This window comes from Paenibacillus pasadenensis DSM 19293, assembly GCF_000422485.1.
Lineage (GTDB): Bacteria > Bacillota > Bacilli > Paenibacillales > Paenibacillaceae > Paenibacillus_O > Paenibacillus_O pasadenensis.
The window spans coordinates 76,875-97,996 of record NZ_KE383858.1; the positions used below are offsets into that span (position 1 = coordinate 76,875).

A 21,122-nucleotide genomic window follows, 5' to 3' on the forward strand; every position below is an offset into this window, starting at 1 on the left:
AACGTCGGCGCTAGGGGAGTGTTTAGAGCGGAGTTGCTCGGTTTTTCCGAGCAACGGCGGAGTTAGAGCAGCGGATAGAGCAGGCGAGGAGCGAAAATAAGGCCGCAGAAGCCGATTAGTCGGCTTTTGCGGCCTTTACTCAATTTCACTTGAACCAGCCCTTCTCCTTGAAGCGGGAGACGGCCTCGATCCGGTTGCTGACGCCGAGCTTGTCGAGGATGACGGAGATGTAGTTGCGGACCGTGCCGCTCGAGAGGTACAGCTGGCTCGCGATCTCCTTGGTGTTTTTGCCGGCGGAGACGAGCTCCATCACTTCCCGCTCGCGTTCGGTGAGCGGGTTGCTCTCGTTGTACACCTCGTCGACGAGCTCGGGCGCGTACAGGCGGCGTCCTTCCATGACGCTGCGGATGGACGTGGCGAGCTCGTCGCTCGAGCTGTCCTTGAGCAGATACGCCTGCACGCCCGCCTTGAGCGCCCGCTCGAAGTAACCGCTGCGGGCGAACGTCGTCAGGATCATCACCCGGCAGCCGCTGTCCTTCAACTGCTCGGCCGCCTCGAGCCCGTTCATGACGGGCATCTCGATGTCCATGATGCAGATGTCGGGCTTGTGCTTGCGCACGAGCGCGACGGCGTCCTCGCCGCTCGTCGCCTGGCCGACGACCTGCATGTCCTCCTCGAGGTCGATGAGGGAGCCGAGAGCGCCCAGCAGCAGCCGCTGGTCCTCGGCAAGCACGATTCGGATCATTGGAAATCCTCCTTTTCTCTGCGGCTGACATTATGCGGCGCAATCATATACAGCGTCGTGCCCGGCCTTCCGACAGCGCCGTCCGCCCCGGCAGCGCGCGTCCCGCCCTTTGAATCGGAGGCTTTCGCGCCGGCGGCCGACTTCGAATCCATACCGGCGCCTTGGCCGATCTGGAGGCTGCCGTTGATGAACTCGAGCCGCTCCTTCATCCCTTGCAGGCCGTTGCCCCGATCCTGGGCGCGCGGCAGCCGCATGCCGATGCCGTTGTCCTGGACGAGCACGCGGAGCAGGTCGGGCTTCTGCTCGATCCGCACGAGGCAGCGGGAAGCCCGGCTATGCTTGACGACGTTCGTGACCGCCTCCTTGACGCACATGCTGAGCACGTTCTCGGTGAACCGGGACGTATGCGCAAGCTTCGGATCGCCGACCAGCTCGAACTCGATCTCGGCCGCGCGCAAAATCTGGCCGACCCGCCCGAGCTCGTCCTCGAGCCGGGCTCCGCGCATATGCGAGACCATGTCGCGCACCTCCTGCAGCGCGATGCGCGCGGTCTGGTGCACGTCGCTCATTTCCGCGCGGGCCCGCTCGGGATTTTTGGAGACGAGCTTGCCGGCAAGGTCGCTTTTGAGGCGGATGAGCGACAGCTGCTGGCCGAGCGTGTCATGCAGGTCGAGCGCGATCCGCTGCCGCTCCTCCAGCACGAGCAGGTCGGCGATGCGTCGGTTGGCATCCTCGAGCTGCCCTTGGAGCCGCTCCTGCTTGAGCCAGTTGTAGCGGCTGAACGGCAGCACCGAGACGCCGATCAGCAGGATCGCGACGAAGGGCGACTGCTGGATGAAGAAGCGGTTATGCATGAAGTAGGCGGTATAGATCGTGGCGGCGACGAGCACGAGATGCACGACATAGAGGCTCGTGAAGCCGGCCCTGCTGCGCGTGTTGCCGATGTAGAACGCCAGGAAGAAGCCGAAGTAAGGGTAGTGGAAATAAATCGTCATCGCCGCCGAAATGGCCATCTGGATCGCGATGCCGGTATACATCCGCCAGCCCCGGCCCTCGCGCGTGAGCCGGTAGCAGATGAAAAAGACGGCAACCATGAGGCTGCCGGCGAGGATGCTGCCCGTATCCGGGTAGCGGAAGATGAAATAGAACGGCAGGACGATGAAGGCCAGCCAGATATACGGTCCGAGCCCGGTGTTGCGGGGCAGGATCTGATTCCATTTTTGCTGCATGCGCTGCTTGCTCCTTGGGCCGGACGGCGGCGCTCAGGCCGCTGTCTTCCGGCAGGGATGGTTAGCCTCATTGTAGCATACTATCCGGCAAAATATCCGTCTCAGGCCGGGCGTCCGGTGGAGCGAAGCGGCGGCTCCGCGGCGCGGCGGATGCCTTCGCGGAACGTGACGAACTGGCGCCGCTCGTCGTCCCACAGGTTGAAGCGCAGCGACTTGAGGCTCGTGAGCAGCGTGATTGTCGTCGCATGCTCGAGCGGCGGCGCGGCTTCATGCGCCTGCTGCAGATGATAGTTCGGCACGCGCGGACTCAGATGATGCACATGGTGGTAGCCGATGTTGCCGGTCAGCCATTGCAGCCAGGCGGGCAGCTTGTAGAACGAGCTGCCTTCTACGGCCGCCTTGACGTAGTCCCACTCTTCCTCATGCTCGAAGTAGGAGTCCTCGAACTGATGCTGGACGTAGAACAGCCAGATGCCGGCGGCGCCGGAGATCCAGAATACCGGCAGCTGCACGAGCAGGAACGACTGCCAGCCGATCGCCCAGATGAGCAGCGAGTAGAGGACGGCGATGCCGGCGTTGGTCAGCCAGGTGTTGCGGCGCTCCTTGAGGCGCGCGCCTTTTTCGTTGAAGCGGTAGGTGATCAGGATGAGCGCGATCGGTCCGACGACGAACAGCACGAACGGGTTGCGGTAGATGCGGTAGCGCAGCTTGGTCCAAGCGGACGCTTCCTTGTATTCCTTGACGGTGAGCAGCCACATGTCGCCCGTGCCGCGGCGCTCCAGGTTGCCGCTGCCGGCGTGGTGGATGTTGTGGCTGTGCTTCCATTGCTCGTATGGGAACAGCGTCAGGATGCCGAGCAGCGTGCCGAGCGCGTCGTTGGCCTTGCGGCTGCGGAAGAACGAGCCGTGGCAGCAGTCGTGGAAGATGATGAAGCTGCGGATGAGGAAGCCGGCCGCGAGCGCGGACAGCAGCAGCGTCAGGGCATACGAGACCTGCAAGCTGGCATAAGCCGCGATCCAGAGCAGGATGAACGGCGGGATCGTATTGAGCAGCTGGCGCACGCTGGCGGTCTTGTCGTTGCGCTCGAAGGGAGCGATCATCTTGCGGAGCTGTTTCGTCTGGTTCATGGCTTCCTCCCGGGTGGCCGTATGGCGCGCGGAGCGCTGCGGCTGATAATTCCAGTATAGGGAAAGGGGCGGGGCGCAGGCAGTCATAGCCGTAAGCGATCCGACATGACAACTGTCATGCCTTGCCGGTCAAGCTGCGATTGGTGTAGCCTTAGGGGAAGAACCTTCATCCCGGAAGCGGGGAGCGTGCATCATGTCCATATTCGACAAAATGAAGCAAGGAGCGGCCGAAGCGGCGAAGGCGGCTCAGCAGACGATGGAGACCGCGCGGCTCAAGTCCCAGGTCGCGCTTCGCCAGCGCGACATCTCGCGGCTCAAGAAAGAGATCGGCGACGCCGTGTTCGCCGCTTATATGAAGGACGACATGGCCGCCTCCCATGAGGCCGCCCATCGGCTCTGCCAGCAGATCGTGTCGGCGCAGGGGCAGATCGACCAGCTCGAGCAGCGCATCCGCGCGCTCAAGGCGCTCAAGGCTTGCGCGACCTGCGGGCGCGAGGCCGACCATGAGGCCCGCTACTGCCCGGATTGCGGCGCCCCCTTCCCCGAAGAGGGCGTGCTGCCGGCGCTGCAGCTCGAGGGCCAGGTGCATGTGCTCTGCGGCCGCTGCAAGGCGGAGAACCGGCTCGACGCCAAGCGCTGCACGCGCTGCGGCAGCGAGCTGGCCTCCTGGCAATAGGCGGCCTCGACCGCAGGCGCTGCGGCGCAGCGCGAGGCTACGAATCCAAGGCAGCCCCCTCTGCCTTGGATTTTTTTTGCTGCCGCCGCGTGGAAAAAACGAGACGTCATCCTGCATAAAAATGGCATATCCAGAGCAGGCTAAGCGGCGTTGCAGGAGGCGGAAAGTGTTGCGCAGAGCCACAAAAAGGCGCATTAGGACAACAATGTTTCTCTAGACCCACTGGGGGATCGGACGGTAAGGTGGGGAGAGTGTTTTTTGAGAGGGGAAAGAAAACGTGTCTACCGAGCAACAATACGCCGATATGCGCCGAGGAGAGCGCGGAGCCTGGATCAGCATCGGCGCGTATGTCGTGCTGTCCATCGCCAAGATCGGCGCGGGCTACCTGTTCGCCTCCAAGGCGCTGTCTGCGGACGGCTTCAACAATCTGACCGACATTGTCGCGTCGTTCGCCGTGCTCATCGGCCTGCGCATCTCGCAGAAGCCGCCGGACGAGGACCATCCCTACGGACACTTCCGCGCGGAAACGATCGCCTCGCTCATCGCTTCCTTCATCATGGCGACGGTCGGCCTGCAGGTGCTGATCAGCTCCGTGCGCTCGCTGTTCGCCGGGCGCGAGGAGGCGCCGAACATCCTGTCCGCCGTCGTGGCGATCGTCTCGGCCGTCGTCATGCTCGGCGTCTATCTGTACAACCGCCGCCTCGCCCGGCAGATCAAGAGCCAGGCGCTGGACGCCGCGGCCAAGGACAATTTGTCGGACGCGCTTGTCAGCATCGGCGCGGCGGTCGGCATCGCCGGCGCTTCGCTCGGCATGCCGTGGCTCGATCCCGTAGCGGCGATCGCCGTCGGCCTCATCATCTGCAAGACGGCATGGGAAATTTTCTACGGCTCGACCCATGCGCTGACCGACGGCTTCGACGACGGCGAGCTGCGCACGCTGCGCAGCTCGATCGAGAAGGTCGAGGGCGTCAAGTCGATCAAGGACCTCAAAGCCCGCGTCCACGGCAGCCATGTGCTCGTCGACGTCATCGTGACCGTCGACTCCAGGCTGAGCCTGGTCGAGAGCCATCGGATCAGCGACGAGATCGAGAGCCGGATGGAGCGCAAGCACAACATCATGAACGTGCATGTGCATGTGGAGCCTTACGAGCCGGAGCCGGCTTGAGCCTGCTTTCCGTCCGTCAGCCCGCTTCCAAGTCCCTTCAGGGACGGAGGCGGGCTTTTTTTTTATGTAAAAAACAGAGCGGCCCTGGAGGCTCGGCGCGGGCGGGCCGCTCGTCCTAGCTTGAGTCCGCGGCGAACTTGGGAGCAGCGGTCCATGCGCTTTTTGCCGGTTTTATTTACAATAGACACCAGAAGCCGCCAGAACATCCCAGCGAGCCGCACGATCGCTCCTCCTTCGACAGAGTCAAGCCTAAATCCGGACAAGCCGGATGCCGATAACCTACCTGTGATCTAGACCATGGACAATCGACATTCAACCAGATGAGGAGTCGTGATCGAATGAGAAAGCCCGTCGCCGCCGTTCTGGCCGCGAGCCTGCTGCTTGCGGGCATGCCCCCGACCGGGGCGGAGGCCGCTCCATCCGCCGCCGCCCAGCTTGCCGTCACCCAGTCCACCGTCAACCTGAGGGAAGAGCCGTCGACCAAGGGCAAGGTGCTCCGCCTGCTCGCCAAAGGGGAGCCGCTCACCGTGCTCGAGCGGGTGGACGGCAGCTGGTACAAAGTCAAGGAACGCGCAGGCAAGATCGGCTTCGTCTCTTCCTCCTCCGCCTACATCAGCCTGATCGAGGAGCCTGCCGCCTCCGCCAAGCCGTCGCTCGCCGCGAACGCGGAGATTGCGGCTACCGTCACGCTGCGCAAGAGCGCCTCCGCTTCCAGCGACCGCATCCGCTACCTGAACAAGGGCGAGCAGGTGCAGATCGTGGCCGTGCCGACCGCGTACTGGTATCTGATCCTGGATGAGCAGGGCAACAGCGGATACATAAGCTCCGACAAGAAATACGTCACCGTAACCGGCGTCTTGCCCGGAGCATCGACGCCGGCGCCGACTGCGACGCCGGCGGCGACGCCGACACCGAGCAAGGCGCCGTCGGCGACCGCGACGCCGACGCCGAGCAAGACGCCGACGCCGACTGCGACGCCGACGCCAAGCAAGTCCCCGGCGCCGACCGCGATGCCGACGCCGACCGCGACGCCGACGCCGAGCAAGACGCCGACGCCGACCGCGACGCCGACGCCGACTGCGACGCCGACGCCGAGCAAGGCGCCGGCGGCGACCGCGACGCCGACGCCAGCAGGCGGCGCGGAGGCGTTCTCGCCGAACGCGAAGGCCGTTTCGGCGGTGGCGTTCCGCGTCGGCCCGTCCACTTCGCAAGACCGCATCCGCTACCTGAAGACGGGCGAGGCCGTGCAGATCGTCTCCACTTCCAATCGCAGCTGGTACCAGATCGTCGACGCATCGGGCCAATCCGGCTACGTCAGCTCCGACGCCAAGTACATCGCCGTGACAGGGACGCTCCCGAGCGCTCCATCCGCGACGCCTGCTCCTGGCGCATCGCCGACGCCGAGCGCGGCTCCCGCATCGCCGACGCCGGCTCCGTCCGGCGATGGGGAAGGCCTCGCCTCGCCGGAGCTGGAGGCGGTCATCGCCGCCGGCCTCAAGTACCTCGGCACGCCGTATGAGTTCGGCTCCAGCCGCAGCGACACGACAACGTTCGATTGCTCGGACTTCGTGCGCCAAGCTTTTCTCGACGCTCTCGGGATCAAGCTGGCAGCCGACTCGCGCGGCCAAGGCCTGCAGGTCAAGAACAAAGGCGCCTATACGCAGGATTGGAACGAGCTGAAGCGCGGCGACCTGATGTTCTTCACGACCACCGCGATCGGCAAGGACATGACGGCCGAGGAGAGCCTCGACGCCTCGCTCATCTCCCATGTCGGCATCTACCTCGGCGACAACAAGATCCTGCAGACGTACTCCAAGGAGTCGGGCGGCGTGCAGGTGACGGACATCCCGCAGAACTCGACCTGGAAGACGCGCTTCATGTTCGGCGGCAGCGCGCTGTAGGGAGCGGAGCTGCTAGTCTGAAAGCCGGCGGGGCTTTCGGATGAAATCGAGCTGGAGGCTTTTTTCCTAAACGGCTGGCACAGACAGATAAGCAAGACATGCAGTGACGAAGAACGTCCTGTTTCTCTTCGAATCTTGTTCTCGGATTCCCTTTACAGGGGACCGGGCAGGAGGCGAGGCATGAAACCGGGCGTTTTTTCGATTTGAATGCGAAGGAGCAGATGGACATGGACAAAAATCGGATGCAAGAATTCGAAGAAGCGCGGAATGCATGGATGGAGCGGCATCTCAGAGCCAGGAGAGGGGAGAGGAAGGATCGTCTGAAGCGCGGGCACGGTCATGGAGAGGCGCTTTTTCTAAAGAACGTCTGGTGGCCGCTGGTCGGGAATTTCGATGATCTGCATCCCGAGTATGAGGTGCGGGATTGGAGAGGCGGGACGCTGTATCTGGATTTCGCGTGGCTGCCGGGCCTGCGTCGTTTCAACATCGATGTGAAAGGCTTCGGCCCGCATGTGCAGCAGGCCGATCGGACGGGATACAGACGAGAGCTGATGCGAGAGCTGTACCTTCACAGCAGAGGGTACACGAATATTTCCATCGCCTATGATGCATTGAAGGAAGATCCGGCGTTGATCCGCGATTTTCTGAAGCCGGACATCATGCGTTATGCGCGTGCCGGCCGCCGGGCCGAGCGTCCATTGGCCGAACAAGCCTTGTTGGATTATGCGAGAAAGCACAGCGAGTGCATCTATCCAAGCAAAGCTGCGGACGAGCTTGGCCTCGATCCTAGGACGGTCATCAAGTACCTGAAGAAGCTGATGCTTGAAGGGAAAGTCCAGTTGATATCCGCAGGGAAACGCGCTCGCCGATATCGTTATGTGCCGGAGCTCGGAGAGCGGGGCTGACCATGCTTAAGCAGAGCCGGGTCCACGGAGTGGAGACGCTTTCGCTAAACGGCAAATTTGGCGTTAAGAAGCGCCGCGACGGGGGAACCGGCCTTGCTAAAGGCAATATTGTCGTTAAGAAGTGCGGCAGCCGGGGAACCGGATGCCGCTGACGGCAAATTTGGCGTTAAGAAGCGCCGCAGCCGCTGGATAGCACGCCCGCTAGTGCTACACGGCCCTAGGACGCGCCGCGGCAGGGGGAAAACGGTCTAGTCCAAAATATACCTGTGCAGATCGGACGTATCTGGTATAAAATGGGCTCCTGTCCGTCCGCGGGCCGTCGCAACCGACCGCCCGTTTGATCATGCGTGCTCTAATCCAAGACGAATTCGTCCGCCCATGTCCAGCATCGATCGTCGCATCCTGTACATGCCAATCCTTCCAAGGTCGGTGAAGCCATGAACCGAATTCAGCTTCTGTTCCGCAGCTACCATCCGATAGTCACGTCGCTGCTCTTCGGCCAGATGATCTCCCGGATCGCGATGTCGATGAGCATGCCGTTTCTCGCCCTGTACCTCGCCAAAAACACCGACATGAGCGCGGCGATGATCGGCTTCGTCGCCGGTGCGGGATCTCTCGCCGGCACGTTCGGAGGCTTCATCGGCGGAGCTTTGTCAGACCGCTGCGGCCGCAGGCTCATCATGTTCATCTCGCTTTTCGCCTGGAGCGCCGTCTTCATCGGATTCGCCTTCTTCATGCAGCCGGCGCTGCTGTTTCTGCTAAGCCTGCTGAACGGCATTTGCCGCTCCTGGTTCGAGCCAGTCTCCCAAGTGTTGATGGGCGATCTCACCGAGCCGGAGCGCCGGTTCAAGCTGTACTCGCTCCGTTATCTGATGGGCAACGTCGGCGTCGCCATCGGACCGCTGCTCGGCGTCTATCTCGGCGTCGGCAGCAGCCCGCTTCCCTTTCTCGTGACGGGACTCATTTTCCTGCTCTACGGCTGCATCCTGTTCGCGATGATGAATGCGTTCGGTATAAAGGAGATCGAGGGCGCAGCCAAAAAGGAGAAGGTCACGATCGGTTCCGCATGGGCCGCCGTCCGCCGCGACCGGGTGCTTCAGCTGTACACGATCGGCGCGATCCTCGTCGCCATCGGCTACAGCCAGCATGCCGTCACGCTCTCGCAACATCTGGAGATGAGCTTCAATCAGGGCGTCTACGTGTTCGGCTGGCTCATGACGGCGAATGCCGTCACGGTCATCGTCCTGCAGATGCCGCTGTCCAGGCTGCTCGAAAAGCATCGTCCCATCTCGGCGATCCATGCGGGCAACATCCTGTTCGCGCTCGGCCTGGTCGGCTTCGGCATCTCTCCGACCATTCCTCTGCTTTTCGTCTCGATGATTCTGTTCACGATCGGCGAAATCCTCAATTACCCGGCAGGCAGCCTGCTCCTGGACCGGCTGGCGCCAGGGGCGCTTCGCGGCACGTATTTCGGCGCGCAGACATTCGGCAACTTCGGTTACTTTCTCGGTCCGCTGCTCGGCGGTTGGCTGCTTGACCGAACCAGCGGCATGATCGTCTTCAGCCTGATCGCCGCGATCCTGCTCAGCTCATCCTTCTTCTATGGAAAGGGAGCGCGGCGCCAATCGAGCCTCGGCTCTACGGAAGCTCCAGCCGCCCGCACGGCCGGCCTCTGACCGCCGGCAAAGCGAAGCGTTCCGCGGCAAGAAAGAAACAAGGCAGAGAGCGAGCTCTCTGCCTTGTTTCTTTTCTAAGGCCAGCCGCAACGGCTGCTTCGTCTGCGCCAGCTGCAGAGCCGCTCTCGCGCGGCGAACCGGCCTTGCTGCCGCCTGCTGTTCCTGCGGATTCCGCCGGGCGACGCCGCTGCCGCGTGCCGCGCGCTATTCCCGCGGATTCCGGCGGGCGACGCCGCTCTCGCGGGCCGCCTGCACGACGCGGCGGCGCACTTCCTCGACGACCTTGGCGTTGAACACGCTCGGGATGATGTAGCTGCGGCTCAGCTCGTCCTCGCCGACGGTGGAGGCGATCGCCTCGGCCGCGGCCAGCTTCATCTCCTCGTTGATCGTCGTCGCGCGGCAGTCGAGCGCTCCGCGGAAGATGCCCGGGAAGCAGAGCACGTTGTTGATCTGGTTCGGATAGTCCGAGCGCCCGGTGGCGATGACCGCGACGATGTCTTCGGCCTCCTCGGGCCGGATCTCCGGCTCCGGATTCGCCATCGCGAACACGATCGGCTGCTCGTTCATCGTGAGCACCATCTCGCGCTTCAGGATGCCGCCGGCCGACAGGCCGATGAATACATCCGCTCCGGCGACGGCATCGGCCAGGCTGCCGGAGACGCGTCCGGGATTCGTATTCGCGGCGTACCAGTTCCACATCGGATGCGCGTAGTCGCGATCCGCCGTCAGGATGCCGTCGCGGTCGACGCCGAGCACGTTGCGGGCGCCGCCGGCGAGCAGCATTTTCGTGCAGGCGGTGCCGGCCGCGCCGATGCCGCAGACGACGATGCGCGCGTCCTCGATCGACTTGCCCGTCAGGCGCAGCGCGTTGAGCAGGCCCGCGTACAGGACGACGGCGGTGCCGTGCTGATCGTCGTGGAACACCGGGATGTTGAGCTCCTCGCGCAGCCGCTCCTCGATCTCGAAGCAGCGCGGCGAGCTGATGTCTTCCAGGTTGATGCCGCCGAAGGCAGGTGCAATCGCTTTCACCGTGCGGATGATCTCCTCGGTATCCTGCGTGTCCAGGCAGATCGGGAACGCGTCGACGTCGGCGAACTGCTTGAACAGCATCGCCTTGCCCTCCATGACGGGCATCGCCGCTTCGGGGCCGATGTTGCCGAGGCCGAGCACTGCGCTGCCGTCGGAGACGACCGCGACCATGTTGCGCTTGATCGTCAGCGTGAACGCCTTGGACGGATCCTCGTGGATGGCCGTGCAGACGCGTGCCACCTCAGGCGTGTAGACGCGGGAAAGGTCGTCGCGGTTGTGGATGGCGGTCTTGGGCTGAACGGTGATCTTGCCCCCGAGATGCAGCAGGAAGGTGCGGTCGGAGGTGTTGATGACCCGGATGCCCGGCAGCTGCCCCAGCGTCTTGCCGAGCCGCTCCGTCGTGCCGGTGTCCTTCACCTTGACCGTCAAGTCGCGCGTCGTGCTGCCTTTGCCCGTCTGGATGACGTCGATGGCGATCATGTCGCCGCCGGCCGCCTCGATGGCGGATACGACCGAGCTGAAGTTGGTGCCGGAGTCGATCTCCAGCCGGACGATGACGGTCTTGCCGTCCAATGCCTTGTTGTTCAATCGGCTCATCTCCTTGGCTTTTGCCTTTAGAGGCGTAGAATACGTGTTGGAGAAAGAAAAGGGGAGGGAGCGTCCTCCCGTCCCCCGTATAGGTATTGCCTCGGCGCATGCGCTCCAAACGCTCGGCGCGCCGTCCGCGCGTCCGTCGCAGTCGCTTGCGCAGATCCTGTCCCTGCGCCTGACGCGGACGTCTCCGCGTCGGCGGTCAGCGCATCAGCCGCAGCACGGCCGACGGGCATTCCTGCGGATCGTACTGCTGGCTGCTCTTGGACTGCAGCCGCTGCCGGCGCCGGCCGGAGCTGTAGGGCTCCTGGATGAGCTGGAACCAGCGGTCGATCGTCGCAGCCGACTGCAGCATCTCGCCGAAGCCGCTGCCGACGAAGTAGTCCAGGTTCTCCTCTTCCTGGCCGGGAATCGGCTTGTAGAACAGCATCGGGATGCCCTTGCTCATGCCCTCGGTGCAGGTCATGCCGCCGGGCTTGGTCACGAGCAGGTCGGAGGCGTCCATCAGCTTGGAGATCTCGCGCGTGAAGCCGAGCACCTGGATGTTCGGATGGTTGAACCGCTCGTCGGCCAGCATGCTCTCCCGCGACTTCTCGTTGGTGCCCGTGCAGAAGATGAGCTGAACCTCCTCGCGCCAGCGGGTCATGTAGGTGAAGAGCTCGTCTTCCTCCTCCATGAGCCCCCAGCCGCCGCCCATGACCAGCACCGTCGGCAGGTTCCGCAAGCCCAGCCCGCTCCGCGCCTGGACCTGGTCCTGGGACTCCCAGAACTGCGGATGGACCGGGATGCCGGTCACCTCGATGCGGCCGGACGGGATGCCGCGGTCCATCAGCTTGCGCTTGACGACCGGCGTGGAGACGAGGTAGTGGTTGACCTCCGGACTGGCCCAGGTGCCGTGCGCGTCGTAATCGGTGATCAGCGTGTAAAGAGGCACGTCGAGGCCGAGCCGCTTGAGCCTGGCGACGGCGGTGTTCGGGCCGGGATGCGTGCAGACGATGATCTCCGGGCGCAGCTGCTGGATGACCTGCTCCGTCTGGGTATAGAAGATCCGGTGAATCGCGAGCTGCGCGAACCGGTTGAACGATCGCTTATAGTTGGTGCGGTACATCATGCCTACCAGCTTGGGCTGCTTGCCGACCGTCTTGCGATAGGCGGACATGATCAGAGGACCGAGCACCGGATTCAGGAATTTGCCCAGCTCCAGCACGCGGGTCTGGACATCCGGAGACAGCTGCCTCAGCCCGGCAGCGAGCGCATATGCCGCTTGGGTGTGTCCGGATCCGAACCCCTCCGATAGCAGCAGCACTCTTTTTTTACGCATGCACTCACCTACTTTTCCACTTCCAATATTACGACGAGCGCCGCCTATAAAACAAGCTTGGCTTGTCCGCTTGTGCTTACCGGCCCGCTTCCTATATTCTTGGGGAAACGATCCGAAGGAGACGATGACCGATGAGCGACGACAATCAGGCCAAGGCCGCGGAGGGCTGGGTGCGCTTCGTCTACAAGACGGGGGAGTATGCGGGCAGGCTGGTCGAGCAGGGCTCGCCAAGAAGCGTCGTGGAGACGCTGGCCGTGCTGCGCCATCCCGAGCAGGGCGACCTGCACCATCCGTACGATCCCGACGTGCCTTTCTTCCATGAAAGGCGGGCGCTGGCCCATCGCGAAAAGGCGCTCGTGCCGAACCGCGACATCCAGCCGCATGCCGCGGCGGAGCTGCCGGAGTACGAAGCCTCCCGCGAGCAGGCCGTCGCCCGCATGCTGGAGGAGCTCGACCGGCTGCAGCGCTGGGCGGCGCGCGCGGCCGACCAGCTGCGGACCGTGTCCGCGGACTACCGGTAGCCGGCGCTCGGCGCGGACTCTCGTCAGTCCGCGCTGTCTGCGCCTCGAGCACGAGTCGCCGCTGTCCTTTGCGCGCGCTCGCGCGGTCTTGTGCCGCTTGGGCACCGTCTGCATCCATGCAGTCTTGCGCCGCCTGCGCCCCGTCTGCGTCCGTGCGGTCTTGTGCCGCCTGGGCATCGATTGCGTCCATGCGGTCTTGCGCCGCTTGGGCATCGATTGCGTCCATGCGGTGTTGCGCCGCCTGGGTGTCGCCTGAATCCATGCAGTCTTGCGCCGCCTGCGCCCTGAGCGCACGCCGCCTGCGTGCATTCGTGCGTTGTCTGCGTTTCGGGCTTGAGTCATTTCCGTCCTTCGCGCGCCCTGTCAGCATCCTGTGACTTCGTCGTTCGCTTCCTCCATGCATCGCCCTATGCAAGTGGACCTACGCCATGCCGTTGTGCGCTGCACCCTCGACAACCCGTATCTGCTGAAGAAGGAGAAGCGGCTGCCGTCTGCTTCTGTTGCGCCGCCCGCACCATGCACAGCGCTAAAGATACTCAGAGACGTTATTTCGCTCCACACCGCCCTTTGGAACTTCTAACGATACTCATAAGCGCTATTGCTCCTAAAACCCGCAAAATCGGCTCTCCAGCCTCCAATAGCGCGTCTCAGTATCGTTACATTTCGAATTGGGCTCTTTTGAGGCCAATAGCGATCGACAGTATCGTTAGCGCTCGGAGCGCTTCGCCTCAGGCGCCCGGCATCCCGTGCCCGCACTCCCGTGTCTGCATCCCGCGCCCGCACTCCCGTGTCCGCATCCCGTGCCCGCACTCCCGTGCCCGCATCCCGCGCCCGCATCCCGCGCCGGCATCCCGCGCCGGCATCCCGCGCCGGCATCCCGCGCCCGCATCCCGCGCCGGCATCCCGCGCCGGCATCCCGCGCCCCGCATCCCGCGCCCCGCATCCCGCGCCCTGCATCCCATGCCCGCGCCCCTGCGCCGGAGCTTCCGGCAAGCTGACAGCGAGACAGCGTTTTCATGAAGCCGCGGCCGCCGCAGTTGCAGTTTTGGTTCAAAAATTTGCATGAGTATACATGTGCCGGCTCACTTTGACCTGACATGGAACGTCATCGTTCGGGCAGATCCGCCATTCCTTAAACTTGGTATACCCAAGCTGCCGAGCCTTGTGATAGGATGAATGCAGAAGCGCCGCTGTGGCGTGGCAAAGCAACGGTTGGACCCGCTTCAATCCCTTGCCGCGCAAGGGAAGGGAGGGATCGGGAGCGAAACTTTTCCTCTCGCGATCAAAAAGATTAAATTGATCTGCGCCGACCCTAGTGATAAAATCGAGGAATAGCTATATAAGCCCCCCTTCCTTTTTCCGGGATCGCCGTCCGGGAGATCCGACCGATTTCTGCCTTTTGAACGACGGGACGGGACGTAATGGATATGTATTAATATGCATCTTTATTCATGAGATGGAATCGGAGAGCTTCCATGCCAGGCGGGAGCCGCTTCCGGAGTGAAGATGTCTATCTAATAGGTAGCCGTTCGCAGCCGTCCGTTCTATATCCATCCTCCGACAGAAAGGTTGCCATCCGATGAACAGGAAAATGACGGGATTGCCGCCGAAACAAGGCCTTTACGATCCACAGTTCGAAAAAGACGCTTGCGGCATGGGCTTCGTCGCGCACATCAAGGGAGTGAAGTCCCATACGATCATCCGGCAGGCGCTGACCGTGCTGGAGAACATGGAGCATCGCGGCGGCCAGGGCAGCGAGCCAAACACTGGCGACGGCGCGGGCATCATGCTGCAGATTCCGCATGGCTTCTTCAAGCGCGAGCTGAGCCGCCAGGACGTCGAGCTGCCCGCCGAGGGCGATTATGCGGTCGGCATGCTCTTCCTGCCGCAGGACTCGGCCGTGCGCGAGGCGCTCGAGAGCAAGCTCGAGGCGATCATCGCCGAGGAAGGCCAGCGCGTCATCGGCTGGCGCACCGTGCCGACCGACGACGCCAAGCTCGGCGAGTCGGCGCTCAAGGCCAAGCCTTACGTGCGCCAGGTGTTCGTGTCGCGTGATGCGGCACTCGCGGACGAGTTGGCTTTCGAGCGCAAGCTGTACGTCATCCGCAAGCGCGCCGAGCTGGCGATCCGCTATGCGGGGCTCGAGGGCGGCGACATGTTCTATTTCCCATCCTTCTCGTCCAAGAAGATCGTCTACAAGGGCATGCTCACGACCGAGCAGGTGCGCTCGTTCTACGTCGATCTCAATGACGAGGCGATGGAGACGGCGATCGCGCTCGTCCACTCCCGCTTCAGCACCAACACGTTCCCGAGCTGGGAGCGCGCGCATCCGTACCGCTACCTGATCCACAACGGCGAGATCAACACGCTGCGCGGCAACGTCAACTGGATGCACGCGCGCCAGTCGCTGTTCGCCTCCGAGCTGTTCGGCGAGGACCTGGACAAGATCAAGCCGATCATCAACCCGGACGGCTCCGACACGGCGATGTTCGACAACACGCTGGAGTTCCTGTACCTGGCCGGCCGCTCGCTGCCGCATGTGGCGATGATGATGGTGCCGGAGCCGTGGTCGAACCACGAGGACATGAGCCCGGAGAAAAAAGCCTTCTATGAATACCACAGCTGCCTGATGGAGCCGTGGGACGGACCGGCCGCGATGGCGTTCACCGACGGCACGCAGATCGGCGCCGTGCTCGACCGCAACGGCCTGCGCCCGGCGCGCTACTACGTCACCAAGGACGACGTCATCATCCTCGGCTCCGAGGCCGGCACCGTGCCGGTCGAGCCGGAGGAGATCCTGTACAAGGACCGCCTGCGTCCGGGCCGCATGCTGCTCGTCGACACCAAGGAGGGCCGCATCGTCTCCGACGAGGAGGTCAAGAGCCTCATCGCCTCCGAGAAGCCTTACCAGCAGTGGCTCGACGACAACCTGATCAGCCTGGCCGACCTGCCGGACGCGCCGGAGCTGCCGGAGCTCGAGCATGCGACGGTGCAGCAGCGCCAGCAGTCGTTCGGCTACACGTTCGAGGACCTGCGCAAGGTGCTCGAGCCGATGGCGTCCTCCGGCGTCGAGCCGGTCGGCTCGATGGGCTACGACTCGCCGCTGGCCGTCCTGTCCGAGCGCCCGCAGCGGCTGTACAGCTACTTCAAGCAGCTGTTCGCCCAGGTGACCAACCCGCCGATCGACGCGATCCGCGAGGAGATCATCACGGCGACCGGCACGTCGCTCGGACCGGAGCGCAACCTGCTCCATCCGGAGCCGGAGAGCGCGCGTCAGATCCGCCTCGACTCGCCGATCCTCTCCAACGAGGAGTTCGCCAAGCTGCGCCACGTGCGCCGTCCGGGCTTCAAGTCGATCACGCTGCCGATCTTCTTCCCGGCGGACGGGGGCGAGGCCGGCCTGCGCCAGGCGCTGCAGACGATGTGCGACGCGGCCGACCGCGTCATCGCCAAGGGGCATAACGTGCTCATCCTGTCCGACTTCGGCTCCGACAAGGACAACTGCCCGATCCCGGCGCTGCTCGCCGTCTCGTGCCTGCATCACCATCTGATCCGCGAAGGCACGCGTACCCGCGTCAGCCTGCTGCTGGAATCCGGCGAGCCGCGCGAGGTGCATCACTTCGCGCTGCTGCTCGGCTACGGCGTGAGCGCGATCAACCCGTACCTGGCGTTCGAGACGCTCGACGACATGATCCGCCAGGGCATGCTGCGCGGCGTGACGCATGACAAGGCCGTCAAGAACTTCATCAAGGCGGCGACCAAGGGCGTGCTCAAGATCCTGTCCAAGATGGGCATCTCCACGATCCAGTCGTACCGCGGCGCGCAGATCTTCGAGGCGGTCGGCCTGCAGGAGTCGGTCATCGACAAGTACTTCACCTGGACGCCTTCGCGCATCGGCGGCATCGGCCTCGACATCATCGCCCAGGAGGCTCTCAAGCCGCATCACCGCGCCTATGCCGAGCAGCAGGGCGGAGAGCGCGAGCTCGACTCCGGCGGCGAGTACCAGTGGCGCAAGGACGGGGAGGACCATCTGTTCAGCCCGCAGACGATTCATACGCTGCAGATGGCTTCCCGCGCTGGCGACTACAAGCTGTACAAAAGGTTCTCGCATCTCGTGCAGGGCGAGGACCGCAAGTTCATGACGCTGCGCTCGCTGCTCGACTTCAAGAAGGACCGCCAGCCGGTGCCGATCGACGAGGTCGAGAGCGTCGAGGCGATCATGAAGCGGTTCAAGTCCGGCGCGATGAGCTTCGGCTCGATCTCCAAGGAAGCGCATGAGAGCCTCGCGATCGCGATGAACCGCATCGGCGGCAAGTCCAACACGGGCGAGGGCGGCGAGGACCCGGCCCGCTTCATTCCGGACGCCAACGGCGATTCGCGCCGCAGCGCGATCAAGCAGGTCGCCTCGGGACGCTTCGGCGTCACGAGCAACTACCTCGTCAACGCCGACGAGATCCAGATCAAGATGGCGCAGGGCGCCAAGCCGGGCGAGGGCGGACAGCTTCCGGGCCGCAAGGTGTATCCTTGGGTCGCCGAGGTGCGCGGCTCCACGCCGGGCGTCGGCCTCATCTCGCCGCCGCCGCATCATGACATCTACTCGATCGAGGATCTCGCGGAGCTGATCCATGATCTCAAGAACGCCAATCCGCGCGCGCGCATCAACGTCAAGCTCGTCTCCGAGGTCGGCGTCGGCACGATCGCGGCGGGCGTGGCCAAGGGCCGCGCCGACGTCATCCTCGTCAGCGGCTACGACGGCGGCACGGGCGCGTCTCCGATGAACTCGATGCGCCATGCGGGCCTCCCGTGGGAGCTCGGCCTGGCGGAGACGCATCAGACGCTCATGCTCAACAACCTGCGCGACCGCGTCGTGGTGGAGACGGACGGCAAGATCATGAACGGCCGCGACCTGGCGATCGCCACGCTGCTCGGCGCCGAGGAGTACGGCTTCTCGACCGCTCCGCTCGTCGTGCTCGGCTGCGTCATGATGCGCGTCTGCCAGCTGGACACCTGTCCGGTCGGCGTCGCGACGCAAAATCCGGAGCTGCGCAAGAAGTTCATGGGCGATCCGTCGCATGTCGTCAACTACATGCGGTTCGTCGCCCAGGAGATGCGCGAGTACATGGCCGAGCTCGGCTTCCGCACGATCAACGAGATGGTCGGCCGCGTCGATGTACTGGAAGCCAAGGAGCTTGTGGACCACTACAAGCTGCGGGGCATCGACCTGACGCCGCTGCTGCATCAGCCTGAGGTGCCGCAGGACGCGGTCCGCTACAACGTGCAGCAGCAGAACCACGGCCTCGAGCTGTCGCTCGACATGCAGTCGCTGCTGCCGGCCGCCCAGAGCGCGCTGGAGAGCGGCGAGCCGGTCAAGGCGACGTTCCCGATCTGCAACACCAACCGCGTCGTCGGCACGATCCTCGGCAGCGAGGTGACGCGCCGCTACGGAGCCAAGGGGCTGCCGGAGGATACGATCCAGATGCACTTCGTCGGCTCCGCCGGCCAGAGCTTCGGCGCGTTCGTGCCGAAGGGCATCACGCTCTCGCTGGAGGGCGACTCCAACGACTACGTCGGCAAGGGCCTTTCCGGCGGCAAGATCATCGTCGCTCCGTCGCCGAAGGCGACCTTCGCGGCGGAGAACAATGTCATCATCGGCAACACCGCCTTCTACGGCGCGACGGGCGGGGAAGCGTACATCCGCGGCATCGCGGGCGAGCGCTTCGCCGTGCGCAACAGCGGCGTCAAGGTTGTCGTCGAGGGTACGGGCGACCACGGTTGCGAATACATGACAGGCGGACGCGTCGTCGTGCTGGGGGGCACGGGACGGAACTTCGCGGCCGGCATGTCGGGCGGCGTGGCGTATGTGCTCGATGAGAACCGCACCTTCTACAAGCAGGTCAACCTGGAAATGGTGCTGCTGGAGCGCGTCGAGGACGAGGCGGACGTGCAGGAGCTGCGCTCGCTGATCGAAGACCATGTCCGCTATACGGGCAGCGCGATCGGCGAACGCGTCCTGGCGAACTGGGAGCAGTCGCTGGGCGACTTCGTCCGCGTCATTCCAAAGGATTACAAGCGGATGTTGGAGCAGATCCGCCATGCCGAGGAGGCGCAAGGCCTGAAGGGCGACGAAGCCCTGCTGGCCGCCTTCGAGGCCAATATGAGAGAGCTGGCGCGAGTCGGAGGCAACTAAGCCTCCGGCGATGCAGCCGGCCGGCATGCAAAGAGCCGCTAGCCCGATTATGGGCTGGCGGCTCTTTGATTTTGTGCTGTTTCTTCGGGGATGCAGCTCGTCCATGCCATACTCACCGTTGGAGAGGGCCGGTCGCGGCGCAACCTTCAAAGGATGATCGAGCCGATCGCTCCGATCAAAAGCAGGAAAGAAACCCCGGCGCAAAGAGAGGCGAGAACGGCCAGGGCAAAGAATTTCCGATCGCTTTCCTTGTTCACGATCGCGCGCATCGCGTAGAGGAAAAAAATGACGCAGAACGTCATCGTGGCCATCGCCAGCAGGTCCATTGATCATGACCTCCTTTCTCGATCAGCATGGCCCCATAACACCGGGAAAATAACCAAAAGACGACCGTATCGGCCGTCATTAAGTGCGGGAGGGCCTATCCTGATGGCTGACAAGCCGGCTCCGTATTGATACAATATGTATCTATACAAGGTGTATCGAGTATGTACCGAGAGACCTTCGAGATGGTAGCGAATGGAGGAAAGCTAGCGGTAGAGATAAGCGATGCCTCGGGTTGGGGGGAGAGGCGTTCAGCGCTTTATTTCTTCGAGGTGCGGTTCTGACGGTCCTCCGAAGGAGGCGGCGAGGTTCGTTCCGGGAACAATTCCTTCAGTGCGGCATCGGGCTGCAACCCCAGCTGTTCGAGCACTTGCCTGACGTCCAATACCTTCACAGGAGATTTTGAGCTGCTTTCTGGTTGATGGCTGTTCATTCCTGTACCCCACTCCCATTTCCTATTTAGTTTCTCTATGTACTGGGAACATAGGATAAAGTATATCCGACTGAAGGTGCAAAGAGTGTCGGAATGTGAAGCGGCAATCAGAGAAAAATAAAGGAGCTTTTGTCGAATCAGGACTATTGGATTAACAAATTGTCTTATTTGATTCCTTTCTCCTACTACCCGTTCTTAAAACAACAAAAAAACCCGCCAACGGCAGGTTTGCAAGCATTACAATATTCCAGATTATCTCATAGACCGGTTCGCCCGAATGAAAGCGATGAACATCTTGGATTCCTCGGGCGTAAGCGGGCTGCCGTCGATGGAGAAGGCGAACTTCTCCAAAAGCTCCTGATCGGACAGCTCGATGCTGCCGGCAAACTCCCTGACGTCCGGATCAAGCGTCGCCTCCGGATTGTCGGTTCTTCCCACCAGGTAGTCGATCGAGACCTGATAGATATCCGCAAATTTCGCAAGCGTATCGGTATCCGGTTCACGCCGGTTCTTCTCATAATGACTCAAGGCTGCGCGGGAAATGCCAAGAACCTGAGACGTATGCTCTTGAGTCCATCCCCGGTCTTCCCTCAGACTTGCAAGCCGTGATCCTATGTCCACTTACGTACCTCCTAACTCCCTCTATATTCAAGTTTAATACGGAAATGCCGCCGCTAAAAGGATTTCTGAAGGCATGATACGAAAAGACGCAATCTTGAAAATTAAGCCTGAAAACCCCTTGACATGTTACGAATTGTATCGTAAAGTTGGAGATGTCAAAGCGATACAAAACGTATCAATTAGTCATCATTCTTCCCCGCCGGAGCTTTTCTCAAACATAGGCCCGGAGGCATTTGTCGGAGGTGAACCGTGCTCTTGCGTCGGAATATGGAGACTTCTGCTGGCGTCATTTCCCGAACCGGCAACAGCCGCGCCTTGCTGGCGGAGCTTGCGATTTCCCAGGTCGGCGGAGAACCGGTCCGATCCGGCGTCCGCAAAGTCTTACTGATTCATATGAACGCAAACGAACTGGAATTCTCCACGACGCTCCGTTTTCCGGTGAACGACCGGTACCGCCTGTCCTTCCAGCTGAAGCTGGGGGAGAAGAGAATCGTCCTCGAAGGCATCGTCGCCTCGCGAGTCAAGCAAGGAAACCTCTATCTGTATGAGCTCCGCATCGCCGGAAGCTCGATTAGCCGCACGGACTGGATCCGGGAGCTGAACGAGTGGCTGCTCCGGCATCAGCCAGCGTTGCCCGAGCATAAAGTCCACTATTTATATCGGAACTGACC

At 62.8% G+C, this 21,122-nt stretch carries 16 protein-coding genes; 8 read left to right on the forward strand and 8 right to left on the reverse strand.

Annotated elements, in window-relative coordinates:
* Nucleotides 1-145 precede the first annotated feature (145 nt).
* From H582_RS0123150 to desA, 3 genes are all read right to left on the reverse strand, one after another.
* A complete protein-coding gene (locus H582_RS0123150) occupies nucleotides 146-745 on the reverse strand; it encodes a response regulator transcription factor (RefSeq protein WP_028600437.1) in 600 nt (199 codons plus the stop codon).
* Complete coding sequence (locus tag H582_RS29260; RefSeq protein WP_052333586.1) at nucleotides 742-1,974, reverse strand: sensor histidine kinase; 1,233 nt, start codon at nucleotides 1,972-1,974, stop codon at nucleotides 742-744. The genes H582_RS0123150 and H582_RS29260 overlap by 4 nt, the downstream gene beginning before the upstream one ends.
* Before the next feature lie 101 nt (nucleotides 1,975-2,075).
* Complete coding sequence (gene desA, locus H582_RS0123160; protein WP_028600438.1) at nucleotides 2,076-3,101, reverse strand: Delta(5) desaturase DesA; 1,026 nt, start codon at nucleotides 3,099-3,101, stop codon at nucleotides 2,076-2,078.
* Nucleotides 3,102-3,294: 193 nt separating this feature from the next.
* Between desA and H582_RS29265 the strand changes: the two genes are divergently transcribed.
* The 5 genes from H582_RS29265 to H582_RS29280 all read left to right on the forward strand — a co-directional run bounded on the left by H582_RS29265 (nucleotide 3,295) and on the right by H582_RS29280 (nucleotide 9,424).
* Nucleotides 3,295-3,777 (forward strand): zinc ribbon domain-containing protein, encoded by a 483-nt coding sequence (locus tag H582_RS29265; protein WP_052333587.1) that lies wholly within the window; start codon nucleotides 3,295-3,297, stop codon nucleotides 3,775-3,777.
* Nucleotides 3,778-4,081: 304 nt separating this feature from the next.
* On the forward strand, nucleotides 4,082-4,942 hold the full coding sequence (locus H582_RS0123170; RefSeq protein WP_043111868.1) for a cation diffusion facilitator family transporter: 861 nt from the start codon (nucleotides 4,082-4,084) through the stop codon (nucleotides 4,940-4,942).
* Nucleotides 4,943-5,280: 338 nt separating this feature from the next.
* On the forward strand, nucleotides 5,281-6,843 hold the full coding sequence (locus H582_RS33205) for a C40 family peptidase (RefSeq protein ID WP_052333588.1): 1,563 nt from the start codon (nucleotides 5,281-5,283) through the stop codon (nucleotides 6,841-6,843).
* A 227-nt stretch (nucleotides 6,844-7,070) separates the two neighbouring features.
* Complete coding sequence (locus H582_RS0123180) at nucleotides 7,071-7,748, forward strand: hypothetical protein (RefSeq protein ID WP_052333589.1); 678 nt, start codon at nucleotides 7,071-7,073, stop codon at nucleotides 7,746-7,748.
* Nucleotides 7,749-8,185: 437 nt separating this feature from the next.
* Complete coding sequence (locus H582_RS29280; protein ID WP_052333590.1) at nucleotides 8,186-9,424, forward strand: MDR family MFS transporter; 1,239 nt, start codon at nucleotides 8,186-8,188, stop codon at nucleotides 9,422-9,424.
* Between the two features lie 204 nt (nucleotides 9,425-9,628).
* Here the strand turns inward: H582_RS29280 and H582_RS0123190 are convergent, their stop codons facing one another.
* Both H582_RS0123190 and H582_RS0123195 read right to left on the reverse strand, forming a co-directional pair.
* A complete protein-coding gene (locus tag H582_RS0123190; RefSeq protein ID WP_028600441.1) occupies nucleotides 9,629-11,041 on the reverse strand; it encodes an NAD-dependent malic enzyme in 1,413 nt (470 codons plus the stop codon).
* A gap of 205 nt (nucleotides 11,042-11,246) precedes the next feature.
* A complete protein-coding gene (locus H582_RS0123195) occupies nucleotides 11,247-12,365 on the reverse strand; it encodes an MGDG synthase family glycosyltransferase (protein ID WP_028600442.1) in 1,119 nt (372 codons plus the stop codon).
* Between the two features lie 131 nt (nucleotides 12,366-12,496).
* Here H582_RS0123195 and kapB point away from each other — a divergent pair, with 131 nt between their 5' ends.
* Nucleotides 12,497-12,886 (forward strand): sporulation phosphorelay system protein KapB, encoded by a 390-nt coding sequence (gene kapB, locus H582_RS0123200; RefSeq protein WP_028600443.1) that lies wholly within the window; start codon nucleotides 12,497-12,499, stop codon nucleotides 12,884-12,886.
* A 1,579-nt stretch (nucleotides 12,887-14,465) separates the two neighbouring features.
* Nucleotides 14,466-19,073 carry a glutamate synthase large subunit gene (gene gltB, locus H582_RS0123205; protein WP_028600444.1) on the forward strand — a complete coding sequence of 1,536 codons (4,608 nt, stop codon included), beginning with the start codon at nucleotides 14,466-14,468 and terminating at the stop codon, nucleotides 19,071-19,073.
* 146 nt (nucleotides 19,074-19,219) lie between these two features.
* Here the strand turns inward: gltB and H582_RS0123210 are convergent, their stop codons facing one another.
* The 3 genes from H582_RS0123210 to H582_RS0123220 all read right to left on the reverse strand — a co-directional run bounded on the left by H582_RS0123210 (nucleotide 19,220) and on the right by H582_RS0123220 (nucleotide 20,451).
* Nucleotides 19,220-19,399 (reverse strand): hypothetical protein, encoded by a 180-nt coding sequence (locus H582_RS0123210; protein WP_028600445.1) that lies wholly within the window; start codon nucleotides 19,397-19,399, stop codon nucleotides 19,220-19,222.
* A gap of 257 nt (nucleotides 19,400-19,656) precedes the next feature.
* Nucleotides 19,657-19,830: a hypothetical protein gene (locus H582_RS32275; protein WP_153783090.1), complete on the reverse strand. Its 174-nt coding sequence runs from the start codon at nucleotides 19,828-19,830 to the stop codon at nucleotides 19,657-19,659.
* A gap of 252 nt (nucleotides 19,831-20,082) precedes the next feature.
* Nucleotides 20,083-20,451 carry a helix-turn-helix domain-containing protein gene (locus H582_RS0123220; RefSeq protein WP_028600446.1) on the reverse strand — a complete coding sequence of 123 codons (369 nt, stop codon included), beginning with the start codon at nucleotides 20,449-20,451 and terminating at the stop codon, nucleotides 20,083-20,085.
* Between the two features lie 393 nt (nucleotides 20,452-20,844).
* Here H582_RS0123220 and H582_RS0123225 point away from each other — a divergent pair, with 393 nt between their 5' ends.
* Complete coding sequence (locus tag H582_RS0123225) at nucleotides 20,845-21,120, forward strand: hypothetical protein (RefSeq protein WP_127464509.1); 276 nt, start codon at nucleotides 20,845-20,847, stop codon at nucleotides 21,118-21,120.
* Nucleotides 21,121-21,122 lie beyond the last annotated feature (2 nt).

Coding starts and splice junctions, on each gene's coding strand:
- H582_RS0123170 (WP_043111868.1), top strand. CDS start 4,082: ATGCGCCGAGGAGAGCGCGGAGCCTGGATCAGCATCGGCGCGTATGTC.
- H582_RS0123180 (WP_052333589.1), top strand. CDS start 7,071: ATGGACAAAAATCGGATGCAAGAATTCGAAGAAGCGCGGAATGCATGG.
- H582_RS0123210 (WP_028600445.1), bottom strand. CDS start 19,399: ATGGACCTGCTGGCGATGGCCACGATGACGTTCTGCGTCATTTTTTTC.
- H582_RS0123195 (WP_028600442.1), bottom strand. CDS start 12,365: ATGCGTAAAAAAAGAGTGCTGCTGCTATCGGAGGGGTTCGGATCCGGA.
- gltB (WP_028600444.1), top strand. CDS start 14,466: ATGAACAGGAAAATGACGGGATTGCCGCCGAAACAAGGCCTTTACGAT.
- H582_RS29265 (WP_052333587.1), top strand. CDS start 3,295: ATGTCCATATTCGACAAAATGAAGCAAGGAGCGGCCGAAGCGGCGAAG.
- H582_RS0123225 (WP_127464509.1), top strand. CDS start 20,845: ATGAACGCAAACGAACTGGAATTCTCCACGACGCTCCGTTTTCCGGTG.
- kapB (WP_028600443.1), top strand. CDS start 12,497: ATGAGCGACGACAATCAGGCCAAGGCCGCGGAGGGCTGGGTGCGCTTC.
- H582_RS29280 (WP_052333590.1), top strand. CDS start 8,186: ATGAACCGAATTCAGCTTCTGTTCCGCAGCTACCATCCGATAGTCACG.
- H582_RS29260 (WP_052333586.1), bottom strand. CDS start 1,974: ATGCAGCAAAAATGGAATCAGATCCTGCCCCGCAACACCGGGCTCGGA.
- H582_RS33205 (WP_052333588.1), top strand. CDS start 5,281: ATGAGAAAGCCCGTCGCCGCCGTTCTGGCCGCGAGCCTGCTGCTTGCG.
- desA (WP_028600438.1), bottom strand. CDS start 3,101: ATGAACCAGACGAAACAGCTCCGCAAGATGATCGCTCCCTTCGAGCGC.
- H582_RS32275 (WP_153783090.1), bottom strand. CDS start 19,830: ATGAACAGCCATCAACCAGAAAGCAGCTCAAAATCTCCTGTGAAGGTA.
- H582_RS0123150 (WP_028600437.1), bottom strand. CDS start 745: ATGATCCGAATCGTGCTTGCCGAGGACCAGCGGCTGCTGCTGGGCGCT.